Genomic DNA, 21,225 nt, shown 5'->3' with positions numbered 1-21,225 from the left:
ATTTTTTCCCCTCAACACTTGCAATTTTACCTGTTTTAGGGAATGAAACAGCCCTGCCCTGCCAGGGGTAGATGTGGGCCCTTATGTCTCCCAATTTTTACTGCGTCCTGTGCCTGCTGGAACACATAGTTATCCTCAGCTGAACCGTGTTCCCCTAGCTATTCCCGAAAATAGTTTCCAAACTAACTATGACGAATGGTTGCTAGTACAAAATGGTGGCGAGTCTGGTCGAACGATTAAGTTTGATTCGACCCGGCGCTACTTTATCAACGGGCGCGACCAGTCAGAGATTGCCCACACGCCACCACCAGTCTATACAAATGCAGCTTTAATTCTCCTCTCTAAGCCAGTCAGTGATAACCCCCTAGCTGGTGGTGTTGGCTCACCTTACAATCCCAGCAATCCCTATAACAAGTCGAAGACTCAAGTGGGTGGTTCGGGAACATTTGGGCCAGGGTATTCACAATCTATATGTTCTTGGGTGGCTCCACATGCAATCAGAGCAGCTTACTGGCAGAAGTACTATGTTCACCGCCGTCTGCGGGCGGAGGCTTATGGTGGCTTGGTTCACAACAATAAGGTGAATAAAACAAATTATCCAATTCACCCTGAAGTCTTGAAGTCAGAAGCGCTCGATCGCATCTACAGTAAATATAAATCCTATCTGCTGCCACAAGCCTTTCCAGAAGGGGCACCGTTCCATTCTTCTTATCCAGGGGGCGCTTCGGTGTCAGCTGGAGCTAGTGTCACGATTTTGAAAGCACTATTTGATGAGAGTTATGTGATTCCGAATCCGGTAGTACCCGATCCCAAAGACCCCACCAAGTTGATTCCCTATCAGGGTCCACCATTGACAGTGGGCGGCGAATTGAACAAGCTGGCGGCGAATATTGGCTTGGGTCGCGATAGTGCTGGGATTCACTGGCGCACAGATGCTGCTGCATCGTTAGCACTTGGCGAAGCGATCGCAATCGGTATTCTTAGAGATGAAAAGCTAACGTTCCGCGAACAATTTGAAGGTTTTACCTTCACCAAATTTGATGGCACAAAAGTCACGATTTAATTGCTATTAGGTTAAGAGGGAACATGTTGGGAGAAATCCCCAACAATATTCCTTCAGTCGTGGTGATATGAAAGCAGTCCGCTCTCTCCAGAAAACGTTGATAAATTCCTGGTCAGCAAGAACGTTAGCGGTTTGTAGAGTCACTCAGGATAAATATGGGCAAAAGACGGCTGGTGTCGATGGAGCCAAAGCACTGTCATCCAATCTTCGTCTTCCCCTTATTAATAATATAAAACTGGGTGCTAAGGTCAGTCCCACCAGACGAGTTTGGATTCCTCAACCTGGAACGGATAAAAAACGACTTTTAGGCATACCGACGGTGTATTCATATTGCACTTTGATTCAATGAGCTGTTGGCAAAATCTGTCGGAGCCGCAAAGCGATCGCATCCGACAATTTAACCAATAGCTAAGAATCATCGTTCAAATTGGGTAGATAACTAATCTATTGGTTCTGCACCGATCGCACTTAACGCGGCTTTAGCAATGGCAATATCCTGTTCAACAGTACCACCGCCAACACCAATTGCTCCTACATGCACACCACCAAAGCGAATAGGTAAACCACCACCGAGATTAGTTAACAAATTCCCCGAAGCTAGGGGTAATGCTACAGCCAGATGATCGGCAAAGTTTCCTGTAGGGCGACGAATCGAAGCTGCCGTTTGTGCTTTGCGTTTGCTAGTCTCTACACTGTGAGGCGGTGCTCCATCACCATGTGCAAAGGCTACCAAAGTTAAAAGCGAGTTGTAAACAGCAATCGATACGCCAGCACCTAGATTTTGGCTTTCTTTTAAACCTGCTTTGACTGCTGCTAGTGCAGTATCAACTGTAATTAATTCAACAGTTCTCGTAGATGTAGATGTTTGTACCATAATTTTTTATCTCCCAACTGCAACAGCTTGGCGTTCTCGTTTTGCTACTTCTGCACGCACTAAAGGAATAACTTCCCGCCCGTAATCAATGGCATCTTGTAGCGGATCGAAGCCCCGGATTAACAGAGTAGTAACACCTGCGTCATAGTAATCAACTAAAGCCTCTGCAACTTGTTCTGGCGGTAGGGGTTCAATAGAAACTGTGTCTAATCCTGCACCACCAATCCAGCCTTCAGTGAGAGCCTTAGTTAAGGCTGATTCATCAGGAGTTTGTTGCCAACCTATTCTCGGTGCAGTTGCTAGCACGTTATGTAGAGTTGTGGGCTTTAATTTAAACCCATTCAGATAAACTTCCGCATCACTCGCATCACCATCAAAATTACCATCACTATCTACCCGCACAAATTGCTTATCAGCTGGTAAATGTGGCTCAATTTCAGCAGTCAGCTCTAGAGGTAAAATTAGTTTGGCCACAGGTTAATTCTTTAAGTTATTGGGCATGGGGCATTGAGAATTAATTTTTCCTCCCCTGTTCCCCATCCCCTAAACTAGGCTGCTATTTTGCAGCCTGGTTTAAAACTATATGACTTACGAAAGCACTGCTTCTCGCTGCTCAACTTTCTTCTTCAAGACGGTTGGTAATTCGCTGCTTAACGGTTCACCTTCAACTATTTGCGATCGGAAGCCATCGGGACCGACGGGAATATCACCAGTGATGGTGGTGCGATAAAGTACGCGCTCAACTTCTATATGATCTAGATCCTGGGGCGCTAAATGTGCGGTGGCGCGGTTATCCCAGAATGCAATGTCACCATTGTTCCAACGGAAGCGGGTGGTGTAGGCTGGCTTGGTGATTTGGTTAAAGAACAACTCTAGCAATAGCTCACTTTCTTGTGGTGATACGTCCAGAATGTGGGAAGTGAAGCCAGGGTTCACGAATAATGCGCGTTCGCCTGTCTCTGGATGAACCCGCACCACTGGGTGAATAGAAACCTGGGGATTAGCTGCGATGCGCTGAACAAGTTTGCTATTGCTGGGTAAGCGCAAGCGTGCATTGAAGCGATGTTCTGCCTTTAATGTGTCTGCTAGTGCCCGCACAGGTGCTGACAAACCTTCGTAAGCTGCGACCAGATTAGTCCACTGTGTATCACCACCAAAGCTGGGGACGTTAACTGCACGCAAAATAGACCCAGCAGGTGGGTTAACAACTGCTGTGACATCGGTGTGCCAACGGTTTTCATAGCTGGCACGACGCAGACCGTTCTTCCGTTCGTAGCGGCTGCGATCGATTGGTAATATTTCTGCAAAGCCTTCGATGGGTTCATCCTCGTGGGGATGTGCATAAGTCACTTCGCCAAAACGAGATGTGAATGCAATCTGTGCCGCATGGTCAATGTTCTGATTGCGAAAGAAAATAACTTTCCATTTCAACAGTGCTTGTCGAATTTCGGCTACTGCTTCATCGTGTAGAGGACGGGAAAGGTCTACACCGTTGATTTCAGCACCGATGAAACCAGCTACCGGTTTGACTTCAATGTGCTTGTTGCTCATAAAAATTCTCCAGAGTTTTACCTGGGCGGTGTTGGCACTTGTTTACTTGTTTGGTGTTGCTATCAAGTGCAAGCGATCGCTTCCATCGATCGCATCTGCAAGCATAATACACTAATTTGATAGATTTACCGTATTATAAATTTAACATAGTAATTTCTCTTCCCCAGTTCTAGATTCCGCATACTGGATGACCTGAATTATTTCTCCCCAACCCCGATTCCCCAGTTAATTTGGAGTTCAAGATGTCAGCACCACGTTATGGTATTTGGGCACCTGTTGGCGGTAACTTTGGCCCCTTGGATACTCAAGAAGAACCGATTGATGCGAGTTATGAGCGATCGCGATCGCTGATTTTAGCTGCTGAACGTTTGGGGTATGTGACAACTTTGGTGGCACAGCACATCGCCAATCCACGTAGTTTAGAGTTAGAGCAACTAGAAACTTGGACAGCTTCTGCGGCGTTTGCTGAGGCTACAGAAAAAATTGAGATTATCGCTGCTATTAAACCTTTATTATTCCATCCAGCTGTTCTCGCTAAAATGGCGTTAGGGATTGATGCAATTAGTCACGGACGTTTTGCTATCAACTTGATTAGTGCTTGGTTCCGCCCAGAGATGGAACGCACGAATATTCCCTTTCCTCCCCATGATGAACGCTACCGCTATTCTGGTGAATGGTTACGGATTGTGAAAGCCCTCTGGAGTGGGGAAAGGGTTAACTTCGAGGGAGAATATTTCAAAATCGCAGATTTGAGCTTACGTCCTACTTCTATCGCCCAACCTCATCCCCGAATATACCTTGGCGGTGCATCTGAGCCAGCCCAGATTTTAGCGGCGGAACAAGCAGATATTTATTTTATCAACGGTCAGCCAATAGAAGATGTGCGTCAGGTGATTAAACAAGTTTTGAGCCGTCCGCGATGCCTACGGCGGGCTACGCCTACGCTACCTCAACCAGTACGTTTTGGTTTATCAGCCTTTGTCATTGCTCGACCTACCGATGCAGAAGCGCAAGCAGAACTACAACGACTCACGGAACTTCAGAAAAAGGAAGAACATTTGAAATTAAGTGTTGCTAAAGGTGTTGACCCAGACGCAGTTATGTTCCGACTCTTCGCTAAAAATCCGGCTGTTGGTGGTAATGGTGGGACAGCCGCCGGCTTGGTTGGTAGTTACGATACAGTTGCTACAAGAATTGCAGCCTTTGTTGATGCTGGTATCGATACATTTATGCTGCAATTTAATCCATTCGCACAAGAAATGACCCGCTTTGCCGAAGAAATTATGCCCCGCGTGCGGCATTTACAGCCTTTACAGAGGGCATAAATATCTTGTAGTGCGTGGCAAGCCTAAAGTTGTACATTAGATTTATTTATTGGAAGGCGCTAAAGCGCAACTACAAACATTTTTTATTGCAACATTTTAGCCTTGCCACGCCAGTAGTGTGTGTTAGGCAAAGCTGTAACGCATGATTTTTTAAGAGCGAATTTTATGTTCATGGGATCAATCTAAAATCCAAATATTCACAATATTGAAATAAACAGAGGAGACGAAATATTGTCCCAATTGCCAATACAATCTCTAACTTTGTCAACCTCTCAAAAATCTTGGGTCTTGTTAGGTGTGGGACTAGGGGTATTTATGTCTACCCTAGATGTGGGTATCATCAATGTGGCCTTACCCACTTTGGTGCAGAGCTTTCACACTAGCTTTCCTCTGGCCCAGTGGGCTGTGTTGAGTTATCAGTTAGTCAGTTCTGGTCTAGTTTTAGGAGCAACTCGCCTAGGGGATATGTGGGGCAAGAAACCCTTATATCAGGCAGGGCTGATTGTATTTACCTTGAGTTCACTGTTGTGTAGTTTTGCACCTAGCATTGAGTGGCTAATTGGCTTTCGCGCACTTCAGGGACTTGGTGCAGTGTTCATCTCAGGCCTGGGTTTGGCGATCGTTACAGAAGTCTTCCCCGCTTCTGAACGAGGTCGGGCGGTTGGGATTATTGGTAGCGTCGTGTCTCTGGGGATTGCTTCTGGGCCTTCTGCGGGTGGGTTATTGTTGAACTTGTCAGGTTGGCAGAGTATATTTCTGATCAATGTGCCCTTGGGGATTGTAGCTAGTTTCCTTGTGGCTCGGTTAGTACCACAGTCTATCTTGAGTGAACGCAAACAAAAATTTGACCCTTTAGGAGCCTTATTAGCTTTATGGACTTTGGGTTGTTTTGGCTTAGGTATGACGATTGGGCAAAGTGAAGGCTTTAGTAGTGTTAATACTTTGGTATTACTCGCGATCGCCGCCCTCAGCTTTGTAACTTTTCTGGTAGTAGAAGCCATCCTTGACCAGCCATTACTAGAACTGCATCTATTTCGCAATCTTCAGCTGAGTATGAGTTTGCTCAGTGGCTGGCTGACATTCACTGTGATTGGTGGTTCTTTACTGATTACTCCTTTCTTTTTAGAGCGAGTCAAGAACTATCCCACAGCCAAAGTCGGGTTGCTATTAGCTTTTTCGCCTATACTTAGCGGATTAATTGCCCCAGTGGCTGGTATACTTTCAGACCGATTTGGTGCAAGATTAATTACTTCAATTGGGCTGGGGTTGATGATTGGAGGTTGTTTGGGCATCAGTACCTTTGATGCTCAAATTACTGAGCTTGGGTATATATCACGTTATTTTATTTACGGTATTGGGCTAGGTTTATTTCAATCGCCTAATAATACTACTGCTATGGGTGCGGTATCTCGCGATCGCCTGGGGATTGCTTCTGGCTTGCTATCTTTATCGCGTACCTGCGGTAATACTGTCGGCGTTTCCTTGATAGGTGCAGTATTTGGCGGCTTAATCGCTAGTGTTTCCGCTGGTGCTGATGTATCTGTGGCTCCTCCGGAGGCGATCGTTACAGGTTTTCAAGGTACCTTTCGGTTTGCGGCATTAATTCTGTGTGCGTCTGCGGTTGCTTCAGTTTTAAAGTTACGCCATAAAGTATGATTCTTGAAAAAATTCCGTAAACTCTCATCTGTAGGGTGGGTATTCATTGCCCACCAAAACCCGGATCTGGTGGGCAATGAATGCCCAACGCGGCAACGCCATACCCTTCTCCTGCGGAGACGCTACGCGTAGCTTGCTTCTCCGTAGGAGTACGTCGCTACCGCTACGCTAACACCAACGCAGTGGCTCCCCTACGTGGATTTCAGAAATCAAATATGAATCCTATAGATGTGCTTCAGTTCTACGAGTCTCTCGGATTCAAAATAGATGATGTTATTAGTCTTGGTAAACGTTTGTGAGCAGTGCCAAAGTTTTGTTTGGTGAAGGGCTAATATATTAGCTTACCTATGGTTTCCAAATAGCATCTTTAACTTGAAAGGTTTTAGGAATCAGCTTTTGACTGTAGAACAAATCAACTACTTGTTGTTGTTCAGCGATATATTCATCCTTGATTTCAAAGACACCAAAGTAGGGACGGTTTTTTAAAGAATATTCTAAAACCTCTGGCTTATATTTGGTTTGTTCTGCGAGTAGTTTAGCAACTTCACTAGGATTAGCTTTAGCCCAGTCTTCTACTTTACTCTGTTCTTCTAAAACGATTTTGACTAAATCGGGGTGATTTTTGGCAAAATTTTGTGTGGCGATGTAAAAAGCGCGTTGAGGTGCGACATCAGAACCTCTAACTAACACACGCACGCTACCATTTAATTCTTTCGAGGCAAGATAGGGATCGCCAATAGGCAAAGCATCTACATTACCACCTTCAAAAGCAGTGGTACTATCGGGAATTTTTAAGTAAACAGGTTGAATATCATTTAGCGTCAGTTTTGCACTTTCTAAAGCTTTGAGGACAAAGTATTGTAGTGCTGTTCCTTTTTGAATCGCTAATTTTTTCCCTTTTAAATCCGCAAGGCTTTTAATAGGAGAATCTTTAGGGACGATAATAGCCTGAGCGCCTGCATTTGAACCCGTCGCCGCCACATAGACGATAGGATTACCACCAGCTTGAGCAAAAACAGGCGGTAAATTGCCCACGTTGCCAATATCAACACTATTAGCTGCCATTGCTTCCATCATGGGTGGGCCTCCTTGGAAGGATATCCATTTAACTTGGATACCTTCTGGAGCAAGCCGTTTTTCCAACAATCCCTGTGCTTTTAGCAAATTCAGTCCAGGTGTACCGTTTTGATGACCGATATTAATCACCTTTATCTGTGATGAAGCACCAGAGGTTTGTGCAACAGGAGAAACGTTGCTTTGTGAGGTATTTTGAGAACTACAGCCAGCTAGAGTTAGAAGCCAAATTAATAAACAAGTGGCGATCGCAACTAGTATATAGCGACGGGTTTTCATATTTGCAGTTGGGAAGGTGACTGGCTATCAACCTGTCACCAATAAAAATTAATAGAGAGATGCCAAAACTTTATCTGCGGCGGCGCGGAATGCAGTTGCAGCACCAGCACTCATATCTCGTGGCGCACAGATGCGATTTCTCACATAGGCAAGTGTAATGGCTCCAATTGCAGCTATCTTGGGATCTATACTATCCTTACCACCTGTGCGTCCACCTGGTAGCGGTGCGCCGTTACCATTGATTAAATAATCAGCTAATAATCTCAGGTGTAAATCAACCACTTCTTGAACTGTGGAAACGTCACCATCTACAGCTAAAGCTTGTACACCAGAGTTTTTTAAAATATCTGCGATCGCATTTTCCCGATTATCACTCAGCCTCTCCGCTGCTTCTGCACGAAACTCGATAGCTTCGCTTTCTGCTGGATCGAGAGGTAAGGGATTTCCAATCGGTTCTACACCCCATCTGCGGCGTAAAAGTAAATTGTTAGTGATATTATCCGATTTCACCCGATGATAAGCAGGACGTTGATTTAGTGCTGCAAACCAAGCATTGATTCGTGGGTAACGGGGATTACCTTTGATGTGATAGCCGCGATACACAGGTAAGTTAGCCGCCAAGCGATCGAGATGGGGACTGTAGAGAATGTCTACCAGGCTAAAGTTGCTAAGAAAATAAGGGCCGGGATATTTAGCTAAGGTTTGCTCAAGTTCATCTAATTTAGCTTCAAACTCTGCTTGTAACTTAGCTAACTCATTCGCATCTGTGACTTTTTCTCTGAGGAATTTGTAAGCAATATCTCTAAAACCGTTAGTTTCTGATTCCTCTACCCACTGTCTCGCAACAGCGTTTTCGTCTGGATCTTCTGGTAGTAGTGCTGGAGTAGGAAATCGTTCTTCCAAAGCTAAGAGAATCTCTTTCGATTCATATACCAACTTACCTTCAATTTTTGCACCAGGTACAAGGGTGGTGGGAACTAAGTCCGTGTACCATTTTGGCTTGTTACTCAGGTCAATAAACTCGGTTTCAAAAGGAATTTCCTTTTCTTCTAAAGCAAACCAAACTCTCTCGCAGAAAGGACACCAAGAGTTAGTATCTCGATAAAGCAGAACTGGTGGTCTGGTGTCTGGGGGAAGTTTATGCAGACTGCTGGGGATAGGTGCGGTAGATGGAGACTGTCCTGGTCTTTTTACCCTGCGCGCTGGGGTATTTTGCCGAGCAATTTCTAACAGTTGTTCCCAATTAGTTACAGCGTCTTGAATAGACATTTTTGACACCTATTTGAAAAAAGTATGCCGGATGAAACTGAAAAATTTAAGTGGAGCAGTTCTATAAGATTAGGGACAAGGAGAGAAGTCTGAACGGAGGCTTCCTCCGCTCAGAACTTCGGAGGGACAATGGGGACAAGTATTTGCAGATCCTAAATAGATTTGGGATTTAAGAAACTCAAATTTTGTTTAAAATCCCAAATCTTAAATTTCAAATTGTATTACCTGGCTCTATTAGGAATACCAGAAAATACAAATAATTGTTGCTCTTTCGGTGCAGGTAAATTTTCACCAATATAACGATTAATACCTACACCCATGTCTCCAGTAGCGGTGAATTTGAACTTAACTTCCTCAAATTTGTAGTCTTGGAACACTTTCCGCGCAATCTCAGAGTACCGAATACCGTTAGTGTCTCCGCGAGTCCAGATAACAAAAGCACCTTGTTTACTCAGAAAACTCAAGTTGTCTAGCAAGCGTTTGAGTTCAGCTTCATCAGCCAGATTGCCAAACACACCACAGACAATCACAATATCTGCGGGTACTGCACCAACATAGTTGGCGGAGATAGTTGCATCTCCATTGATAAATTCTATTTGCTTTGCTAAACCCAATGATTCTATAGTTGCTTTTCCACGTTCAACTAAATTGGGGTTTAGCTCAACAAGCCTTGCATATACATCTTGGGAGCGGGGGTGATTTGCTAAGGTTCCGAGTAAATCTCTTCCATCACCAGCGCAAACACTAACTACACGGATTCTTCCTGCTGGAGATGCATCCAAGCTGTAAGTTATGTATTCCCGCACGATTTCTAGACGCTGTTGTAATTTTGGTTCCGTATTATAGAGATCGTGCCATTCAAACCAATCTTTTGGCATAAGAGTTGATTCCCATTCCTTGCAAACTGTGGCTTTGCACTGTGACGAGCAAGCTGTGCAACAATTAACTACGGCAAGTCTATCGATTAACAGTATTTTGTAATGAACGCAGACTATCACACAAGTAGATGCAAAATCAAGTCTGCTGGCAATACTCCTCGTTAAGCATATTTAATTTAGAGATTCAGAATGTAGGTAGCAATGGGTATGATGGCTTTGCGATCGCTCTTTTAACAGACAAAGTTTAAGTTGTAAAAGCGATCGCGCGACTTAGTACTTGATAATTGTGGCTTTACACTATCCTGTTTGCAGCTCCGATAAATTGCGATCGCTGGCTTGTTCAGGTAAAAATCCACCTGCTTGCATTTGCCATAATCTATAGTAAGCACCGCCTTTTGCTAGTAGTTTATTGTGGGTACCATCTTCAACAATGCGGCCTTGGTCAAATACTAAAATACGGTCTAGATGGGCGATAGTTGACAAGCGATGAGCTACCACAATAACGGTTTTGCCATCCATTGCTAAATCTAGGGTATCCTGGATAGCTTTTTCGGTGATGGAATCCAGGCTAGAGGTGGCTTCATCTAAAATTAGGATTGGTGCGTCTTTGAGGATAACCCGCGCGATCGCAATCCGCTGTCTCTGTCCTCCGGAGAGTTTTACCCCACGTTCGCCCACCAGAGAATCATAACCCTCAGCCATCTGGGCAATAAAATCGTGAGCATAAGCCTTGGTTGCTGCTTCTATAACTTCCTCGTCGCTGGCTTCAAGTCGTCCGTAACGAATATTTTCCAGTAACGTGCGATGAAACAGAGACGGATCTTGAGGAATTAAGCTAATCTGGGCGTGTAGCGCTTCCTGAGCCATGTCTCGAATATCCACGCCATCAATGAGAATTTGTCCAGCTTGGGGATCAAAAAGGCGCAAAATCAAATTGACAAAAGTAGATTTTCCCGAACCGGAAAAGCCCACCAATCCGACGCGCTGTCCTGGTTTGATGGTAACAGAAAGGTCGTGGAATACTTTTTTCTCAGCCGAATAGTTGAAATTTACGCGTCGAAACTCAATGTGTCCTTTGGTAATTGAATGCGCGATCGCATTTTCTCGATCAATCAATTCATGGGGTTGCACAATAGTTAAAACACCATTGGCGATATTACCAATATGTTCAAATAAATCCAAAAATCTTCTACTTAAATTGCGGGCTTCACTAATGATTAACAGTGATAAGCTAGTTGCAACTACAAAATCAGCAGTTGCGATCGCTCCAGTACTCCACAGAGACAGTGAGTAATACAAAGTAGCAATTTTCAAAATTGCAGCAGAGATAAATTGAAACCAGCGAATGCGCTCCGAGTACCAGTTCGCTATTCTCACCTCTTTGATTTCGCGCCTGAATCGCTCATTTAAATAGCGTCGTTCAAAACCCAAACGCGCAAACAATCGGCTACTAGTAAGATTTGTGACCGCATCGACAATGATACCAGCTGTCTCACTTCTAGCGGCGGCGGCTTTGCGGGAATAAATTCGACAGCGAGTAGCCAGCCAAAAGGAAATACTGATAAAGAATACTGCCCATACCCCCACCAATCCAGCCAGAGGCGGATAGGCGCGATACAGTAAAATGATAGCAACGATATACACAACGATGACTGACATAAATTCAGAAATCAGCATTTGCATCGTCTGGGTGACACCGTAAGCAGTTTCGCTAATACGTTGTGCTAAAGCACCAGCAAAACTACTACTCAAGTAGCGATGGGAATGTTGCTGCAAATAAGCATATAGGGTACGCATAATCTGCTGGCGGTGGATAGGATGGAGAATAGTTAGCAACAGTCCCGACGAGCGCCCAAATACTACTTCACCTATACTTAAGGCAGTGAACAGCATTAAGGGTTGACTGATGGTTTCAAAAATCTGCTTGCTGTTAACCGTTGATTTTGTAACGCTGCGGATAATTTCACCAATGGCATAGGGTAACATAATGCCACAAGTCGCGTGCATCACTTCCAAAATGACAATTGCTATATACCACCAGCGAAATTGATTGACGAAATAGCAAATAAACCTGAATGGATTCGGTGGTAAATTGGGCGCATCAGCAGCGCGTTGAAAGGATTTCAATTGTCTGGACTTTTTCGTCATGAGAGTTGCTCTTGTAGCATCAAGCTTTCTACAAAATAAAAATGGACGGCTAAATCAGCCGTCCGGTGGTATTCAATAAAATCATTCTTAACGCAGAGAATCTCCCCGTCTGTATTCGGCGGTTATGTCATCTAACTTTTGTTTTAAATTGTCGTCAAGTTTTACTTCCACCGCCTTAAGGCTGTCAGCAAGTTGTTCTGGACGGCTAGCGCCAATAATTGGGGCAGTGATAATCGGATTAGCCAAAACCCAAGCTAACGCTAGGGTTGTAAGTGATAATCCAGCCAAATCTGCTACTGTGCGTAATTCCTCAACAGTATTAAACTCGCGATCGTGCCAATAACGTTCTTGATAACGTTCTGCGGCTGCACCCAAGGTAAAACGAGTTCCGTCGGTGGGGCCTTGAGCTTTATTATGTTTACCAGTAAGTAAACCTCCCGCCAAAGGATTGTAAGGAATTACACCAAGTCCTTCTTCTTGCGCTAGAGGCAAAAGTTCTCGCTCAATTTCGCGGAATAAGAGATTGTAGCGGGGCTGAATTGAAACAAAACGAGCTAAATTGCGAACATCAGCGCGACCTAAAGCGCGGCTAAGTCGGTAAGCTAAGAAATTAGAAACCCCGATATAGCGTGCTTTACCAGACCGAACCACAGTGTCTAAGGCTTCGAGAGTTTCATCCAGAGGAGTTGAAGCATCATCAGAGTGCAATTGATAGAGATCAACATAATCGGTTCCCAAGCGTCTGAGGGAAGCATCGATCGCATCTAAAATATGTTTGCGTGAAGCACCCTGATCCCAAGGTGCAGGGCCAACCTTGCCTACAGCCTTGGTAGCCAGTATAAAATGTTCGCGTTTGCCTTTGAGCCAGCGCCCAATGATTTCTTCAGTGCGTCCGGCTGTGGCAAGTCCACCCCCCAGAGGATAAACATCGGCTGTATCCAAAAAGTTAATACCAGCATCGGCGGCGGTATCAAGGATGACTCTGGAAGTTTCTTCGTCAGTCTGCAATCCAAAGGTCATGGTGCCAAGAACAAGGCGCGAAACCGTCAATCCAGTTTTACCGAGATTAGTGGTAGGTAAAGTCATAGCGATGTTTGTTATTCATAGAATGGGGCATTGGGCATCTAATCCCAATTAAACAGCCACAGATGCGCGACGGTTCTGTGAAACCAGCCATTGTTGCAATTTTTGGTCGCCGTATACTTCATCAGCAATAAAATGATCGCCATCAGGGAGTAGAGTAAAATCTACTGTTCCCCCTGCTTCGCGCAAGGTAGCGACAATCTGCTCTGTATCCTCAATCGGCAGTTTTTCGTCTTTTCCACCCTGGAATATTTGGATGGGAATTTCTTTGAGTGCAGCTAGTTGGCTTGCTTCTAATGTCTTGGGTACACGACCGGAAACTGCAACCAAACCAGCGAAGCGCCCAGGATTAGAGGCGGCGATATGCCAAGCGCCAGCAGTACCCAAGCTGAACCCAGATATAATTACGCGCGATGGATCAACTGGTTGGGAAGCGATGAGATTATCTAGTAAAGCAATTACATCTGCTTCTCGCTCAACCCAGGTTTGTTCTTCAGGAAGTTGGGGGGCTGCAAAGATATAAGGTAATGGAGCTGATGCATCTACGAAACGAGGTAAACCCCATTTCAAAAGTATATTAAGGTCAGTACCGCGATCGCGCGCTCCATGCAAAAACAGTACGAGAGGTGCGGGTTTATTAGCATTGTCAGCAACCGACGAGAAAAGATAAGGCAAGGAACCATTGCTGATGTGTTTAACGGCCATAATTGTGACTCCAATGGGGATTGGGAAAAGGGGAACTCGGGGCCCCCTCTGGGGATAAGGGGTAATGGGGAATGGGAAATAAGGAATGTTTCTCCCTTATCTCCCCCATCTCGCTTTCTATGCCACTACTAGTTGTGGGGATTCGATTTGAGCTACCTTGGATTCAATCGCTGTACCCTTGAAGAAGTTCGGGTTAGCTTCGGTGTAGAACTTGTAAGGATTAGCGAATACGTAAGCTTTGAAGTCGGCTTCAGAAATCACACCTTCTTTTACGAGTTCCCAGCTTTCAGCTAGAGGATCGGTTAAATCGGGTACATCCCAGTGACCAACATCTGAGGAATAGATGGCGTTAATCTTCACGCCTAAGGGATTGGCTTTGTCGTTGAATGCTGCGCCGATAGTGCGATCGTCGGATTCGGAACCAAAGAAGAAACTGTTCACCCAGCGATCGCGAATATCTTCTATCTTTTCAATTCCAGCTGCGGCAAAATCCTCTAATTCCTTACCAACTGGTTGACGGCTATGACGGCCGAATGAAGAACCCAGTACACTCTTGGTTAATTCTTCTTTGTCGAGAGAATATCCTTGAGTAATTTCGCCACCGAAGCGCTCAAACAACTCGAATAGCTCATCAGAATTCGTCAGCGCTGGGTTGTAGTTTTGCAGTCCCTTGAGATTACGCTTGGAGAAACGGTCTACTAAATGAATGTAGACGTGAGCGCCCCAATCTGCACCACCTTCAAGCATTCCGATGCGTAACTGTGGAAAACGCTTGGTTACACCACCAAAGAACAGCGCCTTAGCAAATGCTTGCGAACCATCGGCAAAGTGACCGATATGGTTATTCATGTAGTTACTGATAGACGAGCGTCCAGTCCAACCTTGGCTGCCATAATGGGTAGTAATGGGTACACCCAATTCGACGGCTTTAGCCCAGAATGGATCGTAGTCGTATTCACTATCTAGTCCGTAGAAATCGATATAAGATGCATACTTGGCGATTTCGGGAAATTTATCGGCTGGATATTTATCTGCGATCGCCTTAATTGGTCGTTTCACACCACCAGGAATATTTGCTACCTTTAGCCCTAGGGTTTTTACAGCAAACTCTAGCTCCTCAATCGCTTCTTGGGGATTACCCATCGGGATACCAGCTACAGGTGTCAGCCGATCGCTATATTTCCGATAGATATCAGCATGATAGTGATTGACCGCCCGTTGCAATGCTTTACGGTTTTCTTGACTGGCTCCAGCGGGTGCTAAGACATTGTTAGGAAACAGCACCGAATAGTCTGATCCTTGCTCTGCTTGACGCTCATAGAAAAGTCCTGGCAAGGTGTAAGTGGCGAGATCTAGAGTATTGCGGGTGACTCTCGCCCACCAAGGAGAGCGAATTGTGCGGTTGTATTGACGTTCTTCAGGAGTTTGTTGATACCAGTCTTTACCATCTGTTTTGGAGTTGAGACGAGAGGATTCTGCCTTGCGTAATTCGTCTACAAGTTTTGCACCGCCGTAATTAGCAATGTAATCTTCCAGCGCCGGCGTGAAATCGTTGGTATGAACATCGGTGTCGATTACTGGATAATCCAGAGTGGCCCTGATGGCGGCGGAGGGTGAGGTTTTCAATCTGCTATATTCAGTCATGTTTCTTTCCTCGTTTTTGGCTAAAATTTTCAGGCTATGTAGAGTATCAGGTACATCTCAAATCGGAGGCGATCTACAAAAAGCACGCTTCAAAAAGTATGGTTTAGCCATCGCTGAAAAGTCCTAAGTATCGAGTGCGGAATATTTAATGACTATAGATAAATCTCCGCGCCTCTTAGTTATCAAATTTGTAGGTACGGGGTTTCCTTACCCTTTTGGGAAAAATTCATGCCAACACCAATCGCTCATCCGTTTGTTTGGCTGCAAAACGATTACTTGGACGACGCAAGCCAAGATTTTCACGCAAGGTACTACCCTCGTATTCAGTCCGGAACAGTCCACGTTTTTGTAAAACAGGAACGACTAAATTAACGAATTCATCCAATCCTGTAGGCAATATCGGTGGCATGATATTAAAACCATCTGCTGCACCATTGTTGAACCATTCTTCTAGTTGATCGGCAATAGTTTCGGGAGTACCAAGTATGGTGCGATGGCCTCTTGCGGTAGCTAGAGCGCGGTACAATTGACGCAGTGTGAGAGTCCCACGAGTGGCCAAATCTTTAACTAGTTTCAGACGGCTCTTATTGGTGTTGGTGTCGCTGGGCAATTCCGGTGCCAAATCATCTAGAGAATATTGCGACAGATCCACGCCCTTGTAATAGTTCTTTAAAATACCCCAAGCGACATCGGGATGGATCAACGATTGCAGAAACTCGTACTTTTCTTGAGCTTCTGATTCTGTACGTCCAATGATTGGGAAAGCACCAGGCATGATTTTTAGATCATCTGAAGAGCGTCCATATTGTGCCAATCTACCTTTAACATCGGCATAAAATTCCTGTGCATCAGCTAGGGTTTGATTAGCCGTGAATATCACCTCAGCAGTGCGTGCAGCTAAGTCCCGTCCAGCTTCCGAGGCTCCAGCTTGCACAATCACCGGGTAGCCTTGGGGCGGGCGACCAACGTTTAAGGGGCCTTTAACAGCAAAATGTTTGCCTTTGTGATTGAGTATATGTAGCTTGTCTGTATCGAAATAAATCCCAGATTCTCTGTCACGGATAAAGGCATCATCATCCCAACTATCCCACAGTCCTTTCACGACTTCCACAAACTCTTCAGCCCGTTCATAACGCTGACTGTGATCTGGGTGATGCTCAAGTCCGAAATTAGCTGCGGCATTATCATTGCCTGTGGTGACTACATTCCAGCCGGCTCGTCCCTTACTCAAGTGATCTAGAGAGGCAAACTTACGTGCCAGAGTGTAGGGTTCTTCGTATGTAGTCGAGGCGGTAGCTATGAAGCCGATGTTTTGTGTCACTGAAGACAAAGCAGAGAAGAGAGTCACCGGCTCAAAATGGACAATCTTACCATTACGACTCTGATCTTCGGGAGCACTACCCCAAACTCCTGGGCTATCTGCTAGAAAAACTGCATCAAATAAGCCGCGTTGGGCTGTCTGGGCAATTTCCTTGTAATGCTCAAAATTCAACCCAGCATCTATTTGTGCATCAGGGTGTCGCCATGCAGAGACATGATGTCCAGTAGCTTGAATAAATGCACCTAAACGAAACTTGCGTGTTTTGCTCATCTGCTTTTTTCTTTTCTATAGTGCGTTAGCGGTAGTTCTACCAGAGGTAGCGCTGATTTGTGGACGTTAATGGCTTTTAATGCAACGTCTGTTGTTATATAGGACTGCTGCTACGATAGTTTGGCTAATTCCTAACTGCTCAAAACTCATGCATTCACCTGAGAGCCTGATACATTTTGGTCAAACCCTCATGAATATGTGGTAAGTGACCGATCAGAAGACGACAGTATTAAGCTTTTAACCGCTGACATACGCCCAAAAAACACTTGGATGGCAGAGTTATAAAATCCTTGCTCTGTAAAGCTTTGAGGTAATCGTGTCAAGCATTTAGGCATTCACCTATTACTAGACACTAAAGATAAAGCTTACCCAATACATCCAAAAAAATCTGTACTGGAAAACACAAGTATATGATAAACGAATTATTAGTTTATCAAACATTAAGTATTACAAATTATCTGGGATCGGTGAAACGATGGTTTAAGATGCTTGCTTGAGCGATCGCATTCTAAATAAAGTCAGCTGTAACTCATCCTGTCTGGACTAGGGTAGTCATACAGTATGGCGATTTCGGGAAAACCCAGGTAGCGCAGGATCAATATAAGCCCAAGATACTTAGTTAACCTAATAATTTGATTTGCATAAATTTTATTGTCGAAGAGCTTGAATTTTACCTATGGACATGTCATACTTCTAAATTAAACACCGTTAAATCGGTCGATGAATAGTATTTTTAAATTCTAGGGCAATTACTGTACAGATAAATTCTTCACGTCCTCTAATGGTCATGCACAGATGACTTACAGAAGTCATGTCGATTGTTTGGTTGCTGGTGGAAAGTAAGTGTTGCAAATATAAGGGGTGAAGCTCGTGAGCGCAAATAAATTAGCGTCTCTTGCCATATCTACCAATGATCTAGATTTAGAAACCGATGTCTTAGTGATTGGTGGTGGGCCGGCAGGAACTTGGGCTGCTTGGAGTGCAGCAACTAGTGGGGCAAATGTGATTTTGGCTGATAAGGGTTACTGCGGTACAAGTGGCGCAGCAGCAGCTTCAGGGAATGGTGTATGGTATGTGCCACCAGATCCAGAACAGCGCGAAGCAGCAATGGCGAGTCGAGAGGCGATGGGAGGATTTTTGTGCGATCGCAATTGGATGACTCGTGTATTGGATCGCACCTATGAAAATATTAATTCTCTCGCAGATAGGGGTTATCCTTTCCGTGTTGATGCCGATGGTAAGGCGATCCGTCGCTCTTTACAGGGGCCGGATTATATGCGGTTTATGCGGAAAAAGATTAAGCAGGCAGGTGTAAAAATTTTAGACCATAGTCCAGCTTTAGAGTTGCTTGTGGATGCAGAAGGTTCTGTGGCTGGGGCTTCTGGGATCAATCGCCAATCTGGTAAACGCTGGAAAGTCCGGGCTGGGGCAGTTGTAATTGCTACTGGTGGCTGTGCTTTCTTAAGTAAGGCTCTCGGTTGTAATGTGCTGACTGGGGATGGGCTATTGATGGCAGCAGAGGCTGGTGCAGATTTCTCTGGTATGGAATTTTCTAATGCCTATGCGATTTCTCCTGCCTTTTCTTCTGTCACCAAAACTCGTTATTATGACTGGGCATCTTTTACCTATGAAGATGGCACGGTAATTGAAGGCGCAGGTTCTAAGCGTGGTCGCTCTGTAATTGCCAAAACCTTGCTGACTCAGCCAGTTTATGCACGTCTTGACCAAAACATGGATGAGGAGACAAAAGCTTGGATGCGAGCTTCTCAGCCTAACTTCTTTGTCGTCTTCGATCGCGCCGGTATTGACCCCTTCACCCAACGCTTCCCCATCACCTTACGCTTAGAGGGAACTGTGCGGGGTACAGGCGGAATCAGAATTGCAGACTACACCTGCGCTACTTCAGTTAGCGGACTCTATGCTGCGGGAGATGCGGCAACTAGAGAGTTGATTTGTGGTGGCTTTACAGGTGGAGGTAGTCACAATGCGGCTTGGGCAATGTCCTCTGGCTATTGGTCTGGACAATCGGCAGCTACCCATGCTTTGAGTTTGGGAGAAAAAGCAGCATTGCGCAGTGTACGCGGAGTTGGTGAAGCTGGATTGCAAGGTGCAGGAAATAATACCTTCTCACCAGAAGAAGCGATCGCAGCTACCCAAGCAGAAGTATTCCCCTACGATCGCAACCTCTTCCGCAATGCAGCAGGTTTAAGTGCATCCCTAGATAGACTTAATGACCTGTGGCAGGAAATTCGCAACAGTCATACCCCAGACAATAGCCAAATTGTGCGATCGCGGGAAGCTGCGGCGATGGTTGCTACCGCCCGTTGGATGTACAACAGTGGTTTGCAGCGTCAAGAAACCAGAGGAATGCATAAACGAGTAGATTATCCCCAGCTTGACCCTTCTCAGCAATATCGAATACTGAGTGGTGGATTAGACAAGGTTTGGGTCAAACCTGAGTCAGCAGTTACAAGTCGGGAATTAGTTGCAGTGTGATTGGGGGCTGGGGAGAAATTCTTTATTCCCGTTTGCATCCTGGGATCAATGCTGTTCATGCAATATTTGCCTACGTTGGCAAAGTGAATTTACATGACGAACTAGTGGGTAGTTAACTTAGGCAAACACGTATATTTCTCAATTTACAATCTAAAAAGGTATGACCTATGAGCTTAAATAGCCAAGTTCTAGACAGACCGATTGTTGAGGATTTGCCATACGTAGAGGCTAACCTCACATACCTGATTCCGATGACAGAAAGACTCGTCAACTACACATACGAACCACCATCAGGTATTCCCCGTTCTAATGGCACCTATCAATCACACAAGCTGCCCATCTACAATGCTCGTTCCATTTCAGACAATATTTTGCTAGATCGAGAAGGTTTTGGTTTTACTGAGCATAATACTAGCGTTCGTAACTTTTACAATGAAGATGAGATCCGCCAGGTTTACTACCCAGAAGCAGAGCAATTATTAAAAGAGGTGACTGGTGCAACTCAGGTAGTAATATTCGATCACACCTTGCGTAACGCCGAACTGATGAAGCAGGACATCAACAACGGCATTAAGGAGCCAGTGAAGCGTGTACACAACGACTTTACTGCTAAATCCGGCTATACACGCGCACGCAAAGAATTAACAGCACGAGGTATAGATGACATTGACAGCTTATTAAAACAACGGTTTGCGATCATCAATGTTTGGCGAGGGATTGGCGACACAATTCACGAGTCACCATTAGCAGTGTGTGATGCCCAAAGTATAGCAGCAACAGACTTGGTAGCTAGTGATTTAGTGTACCGCGATCGCGTTGGTGAAACTTACGCCATTACCTACAACCAACAACATAAATGGTACTACTTCCCGCAAATGCAAAGGAACGAAGCGTTATTTATCAAGTGTTTTGACTCCGCAGAGGATGGACACGCACGCTTTGCAGCCCACACAGCATTTGAAGACCCAACTAGTCCACCGGATGCGCCTCCACGGGAAAGTATAGAATTGCGGACTTTCGTTTTTTATCCTGCGTAGTTAAGTAGTTCTAAGTACTTTGGAGTATAGAAGGACTAGGTTATTTATTGCAGGCAGTAGATATCAGACCAAACAAAACTAGGAATTCATCTCATGAGCTTAGATCTACAACTATCAGGTAAAACAGCAATTGTCACAGGTGGTAGTGCGGGTATTGGTTTAGCGATCGCCAAAGCTTTGTATAGTGAAGGTGTAAATGTAGCGATCGCAGCCCGCAATGCAGAACGGCTAGAGAATGCAGTCAGCGCGATCCAATCGTTACCCACGCCAGGGGCGAAAGTCATCTCTATAACTGCCGATTTAACTCAGGCAGAAAGTGTCGAGCGAGTTGTTTCAACCACATTGGCACAATTTGGCAAGATTGATATCTTAATTAACAACGCAGGTTCAGCCCGTGCAGGGTCTTTCCTAGAGTTGAGCGATGATGCTTTTTTGGATGCTTGGAACCTTAAATTACTAGGCTATATCCGTTTAGTTAGAGCCGTTGTTCCTCATCTCAAAAGTCGGCGTGATGGGCGAATTGTCAATATTATCGGTGGCGCTGGACGCACA

Annotated in this window: 19 protein-coding genes; 8 read left to right on the top strand and 11 right to left on the bottom strand. The window is 45.0% G+C overall.

Annotated features, from left to right (window positions below; genetic code table 11):
* Positions 1 to 73 precede the first annotated feature (73 nt).
* Together BV372_RS32040 and BV372_RS32035 are read left to right on the top strand one after the other, a co-directional pair.
* On the top strand, positions 74 to 1,063 hold the full coding sequence (locus BV372_RS32040; protein WP_218776796.1) for a vanadium-dependent haloperoxidase: 990 nt from the start codon (positions 74 to 76) through the stop codon (positions 1,061 to 1,063).
* A 67-nt stretch (positions 1,064 to 1,130) separates the two neighbouring features.
* Positions 1,131 to 1,412, top strand: a complete 282-nt coding sequence (locus tag BV372_RS32035; protein WP_086691146.1) for a reverse transcriptase N-terminal domain-containing protein — start codon at positions 1,131 to 1,133, stop codon at positions 1,410 to 1,412.
* A gap of 90 nt (positions 1,413 to 1,502) precedes the next feature.
* Here the strand turns inward: BV372_RS32035 and BV372_RS32030 are convergent, their stop codons facing one another.
* From BV372_RS32030 to BV372_RS32020, 3 genes are all read right to left on the bottom strand, one after another.
* Positions 1,503 to 1,937 carry a heme-binding protein gene (locus BV372_RS32030; RefSeq protein WP_086691144.1) on the bottom strand — a complete coding sequence of 145 codons (435 nt, stop codon included), beginning with the start codon at positions 1,935 to 1,937 and terminating at the stop codon, positions 1,503 to 1,505.
* Between the two features lie 6 nt (positions 1,938 to 1,943).
* On the bottom strand, positions 1,944 to 2,411 hold the full coding sequence (locus BV372_RS38510; RefSeq protein ID WP_086691142.1) for a hypothetical protein: 468 nt from the start codon (positions 2,409 to 2,411) through the stop codon (positions 1,944 to 1,946).
* Positions 2,412 to 2,525: 114 nt separating this feature from the next.
* On the bottom strand, positions 2,526 to 3,488 hold the full coding sequence (locus BV372_RS32020; protein ID WP_086691140.1) for a TauD/TfdA family dioxygenase: 963 nt from the start codon (positions 3,486 to 3,488) through the stop codon (positions 2,526 to 2,528).
* Between the two features lie 242 nt (positions 3,489 to 3,730).
* Here BV372_RS32020 and BV372_RS32015 point away from each other — a divergent pair, with 242 nt between their 5' ends.
* The 3 genes from BV372_RS32015 to BV372_RS35680 all read left to right on the top strand — a co-directional run bounded on the left by BV372_RS32015 (position 3,731) and on the right by BV372_RS35680 (position 6,768).
* Entirely contained in the window at positions 3,731 to 4,813 is a 1,083-nt protein-coding gene (locus BV372_RS32015; RefSeq protein WP_086691138.1) for an LLM class flavin-dependent oxidoreductase, read from the top strand.
* 231 nt (positions 4,814 to 5,044) lie between these two features.
* Positions 5,045 to 6,469, top strand: a complete 1,425-nt coding sequence (locus tag BV372_RS32010) for an MFS transporter (protein ID WP_086691136.1) — start codon at positions 5,045 to 5,047, stop codon at positions 6,467 to 6,469.
* Positions 6,470 to 6,549: 80 nt separating this feature from the next.
* Positions 6,550 to 6,768, top strand: a complete 219-nt coding sequence (locus BV372_RS35680) for a hypothetical protein (RefSeq protein WP_143845428.1) — start codon at positions 6,550 to 6,552, stop codon at positions 6,766 to 6,768.
* Positions 6,769 to 6,814: 46 nt separating this feature from the next.
* Here the strand turns inward: BV372_RS35680 and BV372_RS32005 are convergent, their stop codons facing one another.
* From BV372_RS32005 to BV372_RS31970, 8 genes are all read right to left on the bottom strand, one after another.
* Positions 6,815 to 7,822 carry an aliphatic sulfonate ABC transporter substrate-binding protein gene (locus BV372_RS32005; RefSeq protein WP_086691135.1) on the bottom strand — a complete coding sequence of 336 codons (1,008 nt, stop codon included), beginning with the start codon at positions 7,820 to 7,822 and terminating at the stop codon, positions 6,815 to 6,817.
* Between the two features lie 48 nt (positions 7,823 to 7,870).
* Positions 7,871 to 9,091 (bottom strand): glutathione S-transferase family protein, encoded by a 1,221-nt coding sequence (locus BV372_RS32000; RefSeq protein WP_086691133.1) that lies wholly within the window; start codon positions 9,089 to 9,091, stop codon positions 7,871 to 7,873.
* Between the two features lie 221 nt (positions 9,092 to 9,312).
* Positions 9,313 to 9,969 (bottom strand): class I SAM-dependent methyltransferase family protein, encoded by a 657-nt coding sequence (locus BV372_RS31995; protein ID WP_086691131.1) that lies wholly within the window; start codon positions 9,967 to 9,969, stop codon positions 9,313 to 9,315.
* 297 nt (positions 9,970 to 10,266) lie between these two features.
* A complete protein-coding gene (locus BV372_RS31990; RefSeq protein ID WP_086691129.1) occupies positions 10,267 to 12,117 on the bottom strand; it encodes an ABC transporter ATP-binding protein in 1,851 nt (616 codons plus the stop codon).
* 87 nt (positions 12,118 to 12,204) lie between these two features.
* Positions 12,205 to 13,203: an aldo/keto reductase gene (locus BV372_RS31985; protein WP_086691127.1), complete on the bottom strand. Its 999-nt coding sequence runs from the start codon at positions 13,201 to 13,203 to the stop codon at positions 12,205 to 12,207.
* A 48-nt stretch (positions 13,204 to 13,251) separates the two neighbouring features.
* Positions 13,252 to 13,905: a dienelactone hydrolase family protein gene (locus tag BV372_RS31980; protein ID WP_086691125.1), complete on the bottom strand. Its 654-nt coding sequence runs from the start codon at positions 13,903 to 13,905 to the stop codon at positions 13,252 to 13,254.
* Between the two features lie 117 nt (positions 13,906 to 14,022).
* Positions 14,023 to 15,549, bottom strand: a complete 1,527-nt coding sequence (locus tag BV372_RS31975; protein ID WP_086691123.1) for an amidohydrolase family protein — start codon at positions 15,547 to 15,549, stop codon at positions 14,023 to 14,025.
* 226 nt (positions 15,550 to 15,775) lie between these two features.
* Positions 15,776 to 17,140 carry an LLM class flavin-dependent oxidoreductase gene (locus BV372_RS31970; RefSeq protein ID WP_086691121.1) on the bottom strand — a complete coding sequence of 455 codons (1,365 nt, stop codon included), beginning with the start codon at positions 17,138 to 17,140 and terminating at the stop codon, positions 15,776 to 15,778.
* 870 nt (positions 17,141 to 18,010) lie between these two features.
* On the opposite strand from BV372_RS31970, the gene BV372_RS31965 reads away from it, so the two are divergent.
* The 3 genes from BV372_RS31965 to BV372_RS31955 form a co-directional block, all read left to right on the top strand.
* Entirely contained in the window at positions 18,011 to 19,636 is a 1,626-nt protein-coding gene (locus tag BV372_RS31965; RefSeq protein ID WP_256973581.1) for an FAD-binding protein, read from the top strand.
* 167 nt (positions 19,637 to 19,803) lie between these two features.
* On the top strand, positions 19,804 to 20,673 hold the full coding sequence (locus tag BV372_RS31960; RefSeq protein WP_086691119.1) for a CmcJ/NvfI family oxidoreductase: 870 nt from the start codon (positions 19,804 to 19,806) through the stop codon (positions 20,671 to 20,673).
* Between the two features lie 93 nt (positions 20,674 to 20,766).
* Positions 20,767 to 21,225, top strand: a 459-nt coding sequence (locus BV372_RS31955; protein ID WP_143845427.1) for an SDR family NAD(P)-dependent oxidoreductase, incomplete at its 3' end; no start/stop codon positions are given.

This window comes from Nostoc sp. T09, assembly GCF_002154695.1.
In the GTDB taxonomy this organism is placed as follows: domain Bacteria; phylum Cyanobacteriota; class Cyanobacteriia; order Cyanobacteriales; family Nostocaceae; genus Aulosira.
This window is presented reverse-complemented; position numbering and strand designations above follow the sequence as displayed.

What these genes read in the sequence shown, in the direction of transcription:
- BV372_RS32020 (WP_086691140.1), bottom strand. Translation starts at nt 3,488, where the DNA reads ATGAGCAACAAGCACATTGAAGTCAAACCGGTAGCTGGTTTCATCGGT.
- BV372_RS32005 (WP_086691135.1), bottom strand. Translation starts at nt 7,822, where the DNA reads ATGAAAACCCGTCGCTATATACTAGTTGCGATCGCCACTTGTTTATTA.
- BV372_RS31975 (WP_086691123.1), bottom strand. Translation starts at nt 15,549, where the DNA reads ATGACTGAATATAGCAGATTGAAAACCTCACCCTCCGCCGCCATCAGG.
- BV372_RS31995 (WP_086691131.1), bottom strand. Translation starts at nt 9,969, where the DNA reads ATGCCAAAAGATTGGTTTGAATGGCACGATCTCTATAATACGGAACCA.
- BV372_RS31960 (WP_086691119.1), top strand. Translation starts at nt 19,804, where the DNA reads ATGAGCTTAAATAGCCAAGTTCTAGACAGACCGATTGTTGAGGATTTG.
- BV372_RS35680 (WP_143845428.1), top strand. Translation starts at nt 6,550, where the DNA reads ATGCCCAACGCGGCAACGCCATACCCTTCTCCTGCGGAGACGCTACGC.
- BV372_RS32015 (WP_086691138.1), top strand. Translation starts at nt 3,731, where the DNA reads ATGTCAGCACCACGTTATGGTATTTGGGCACCTGTTGGCGGTAACTTT.
- BV372_RS32035 (WP_086691146.1), top strand. Translation starts at nt 1,131, where the DNA reads ATGAAAGCAGTCCGCTCTCTCCAGAAAACGTTGATAAATTCCTGGTCA.
- BV372_RS31985 (WP_086691127.1), bottom strand. Translation starts at nt 13,203, where the DNA reads ATGACTTTACCTACCACTAATCTCGGTAAAACTGGATTGACGGTTTCG.
- BV372_RS31970 (WP_086691121.1), bottom strand. Translation starts at nt 17,140, where the DNA reads ATGAGCAAAACACGCAAGTTTCGTTTAGGTGCATTTATTCAAGCTACT.
- BV372_RS32030 (WP_086691144.1), bottom strand. Translation starts at nt 1,937, where the DNA reads ATGGTACAAACATCTACATCTACGAGAACTGTTGAATTAATTACAGTT.
- BV372_RS31980 (WP_086691125.1), bottom strand. Translation starts at nt 13,905, where the DNA reads ATGGCCGTTAAACACATCAGCAATGGTTCCTTGCCTTATCTTTTCTCG.
- BV372_RS31990 (WP_086691129.1), bottom strand. Translation starts at nt 12,117, where the DNA reads ATGACGAAAAAGTCCAGACAATTGAAATCCTTTCAACGCGCTGCTGAT.
- BV372_RS32000 (WP_086691133.1), bottom strand. Translation starts at nt 9,091, where the DNA reads ATGTCTATTCAAGACGCTGTAACTAATTGGGAACAACTGTTAGAAATT.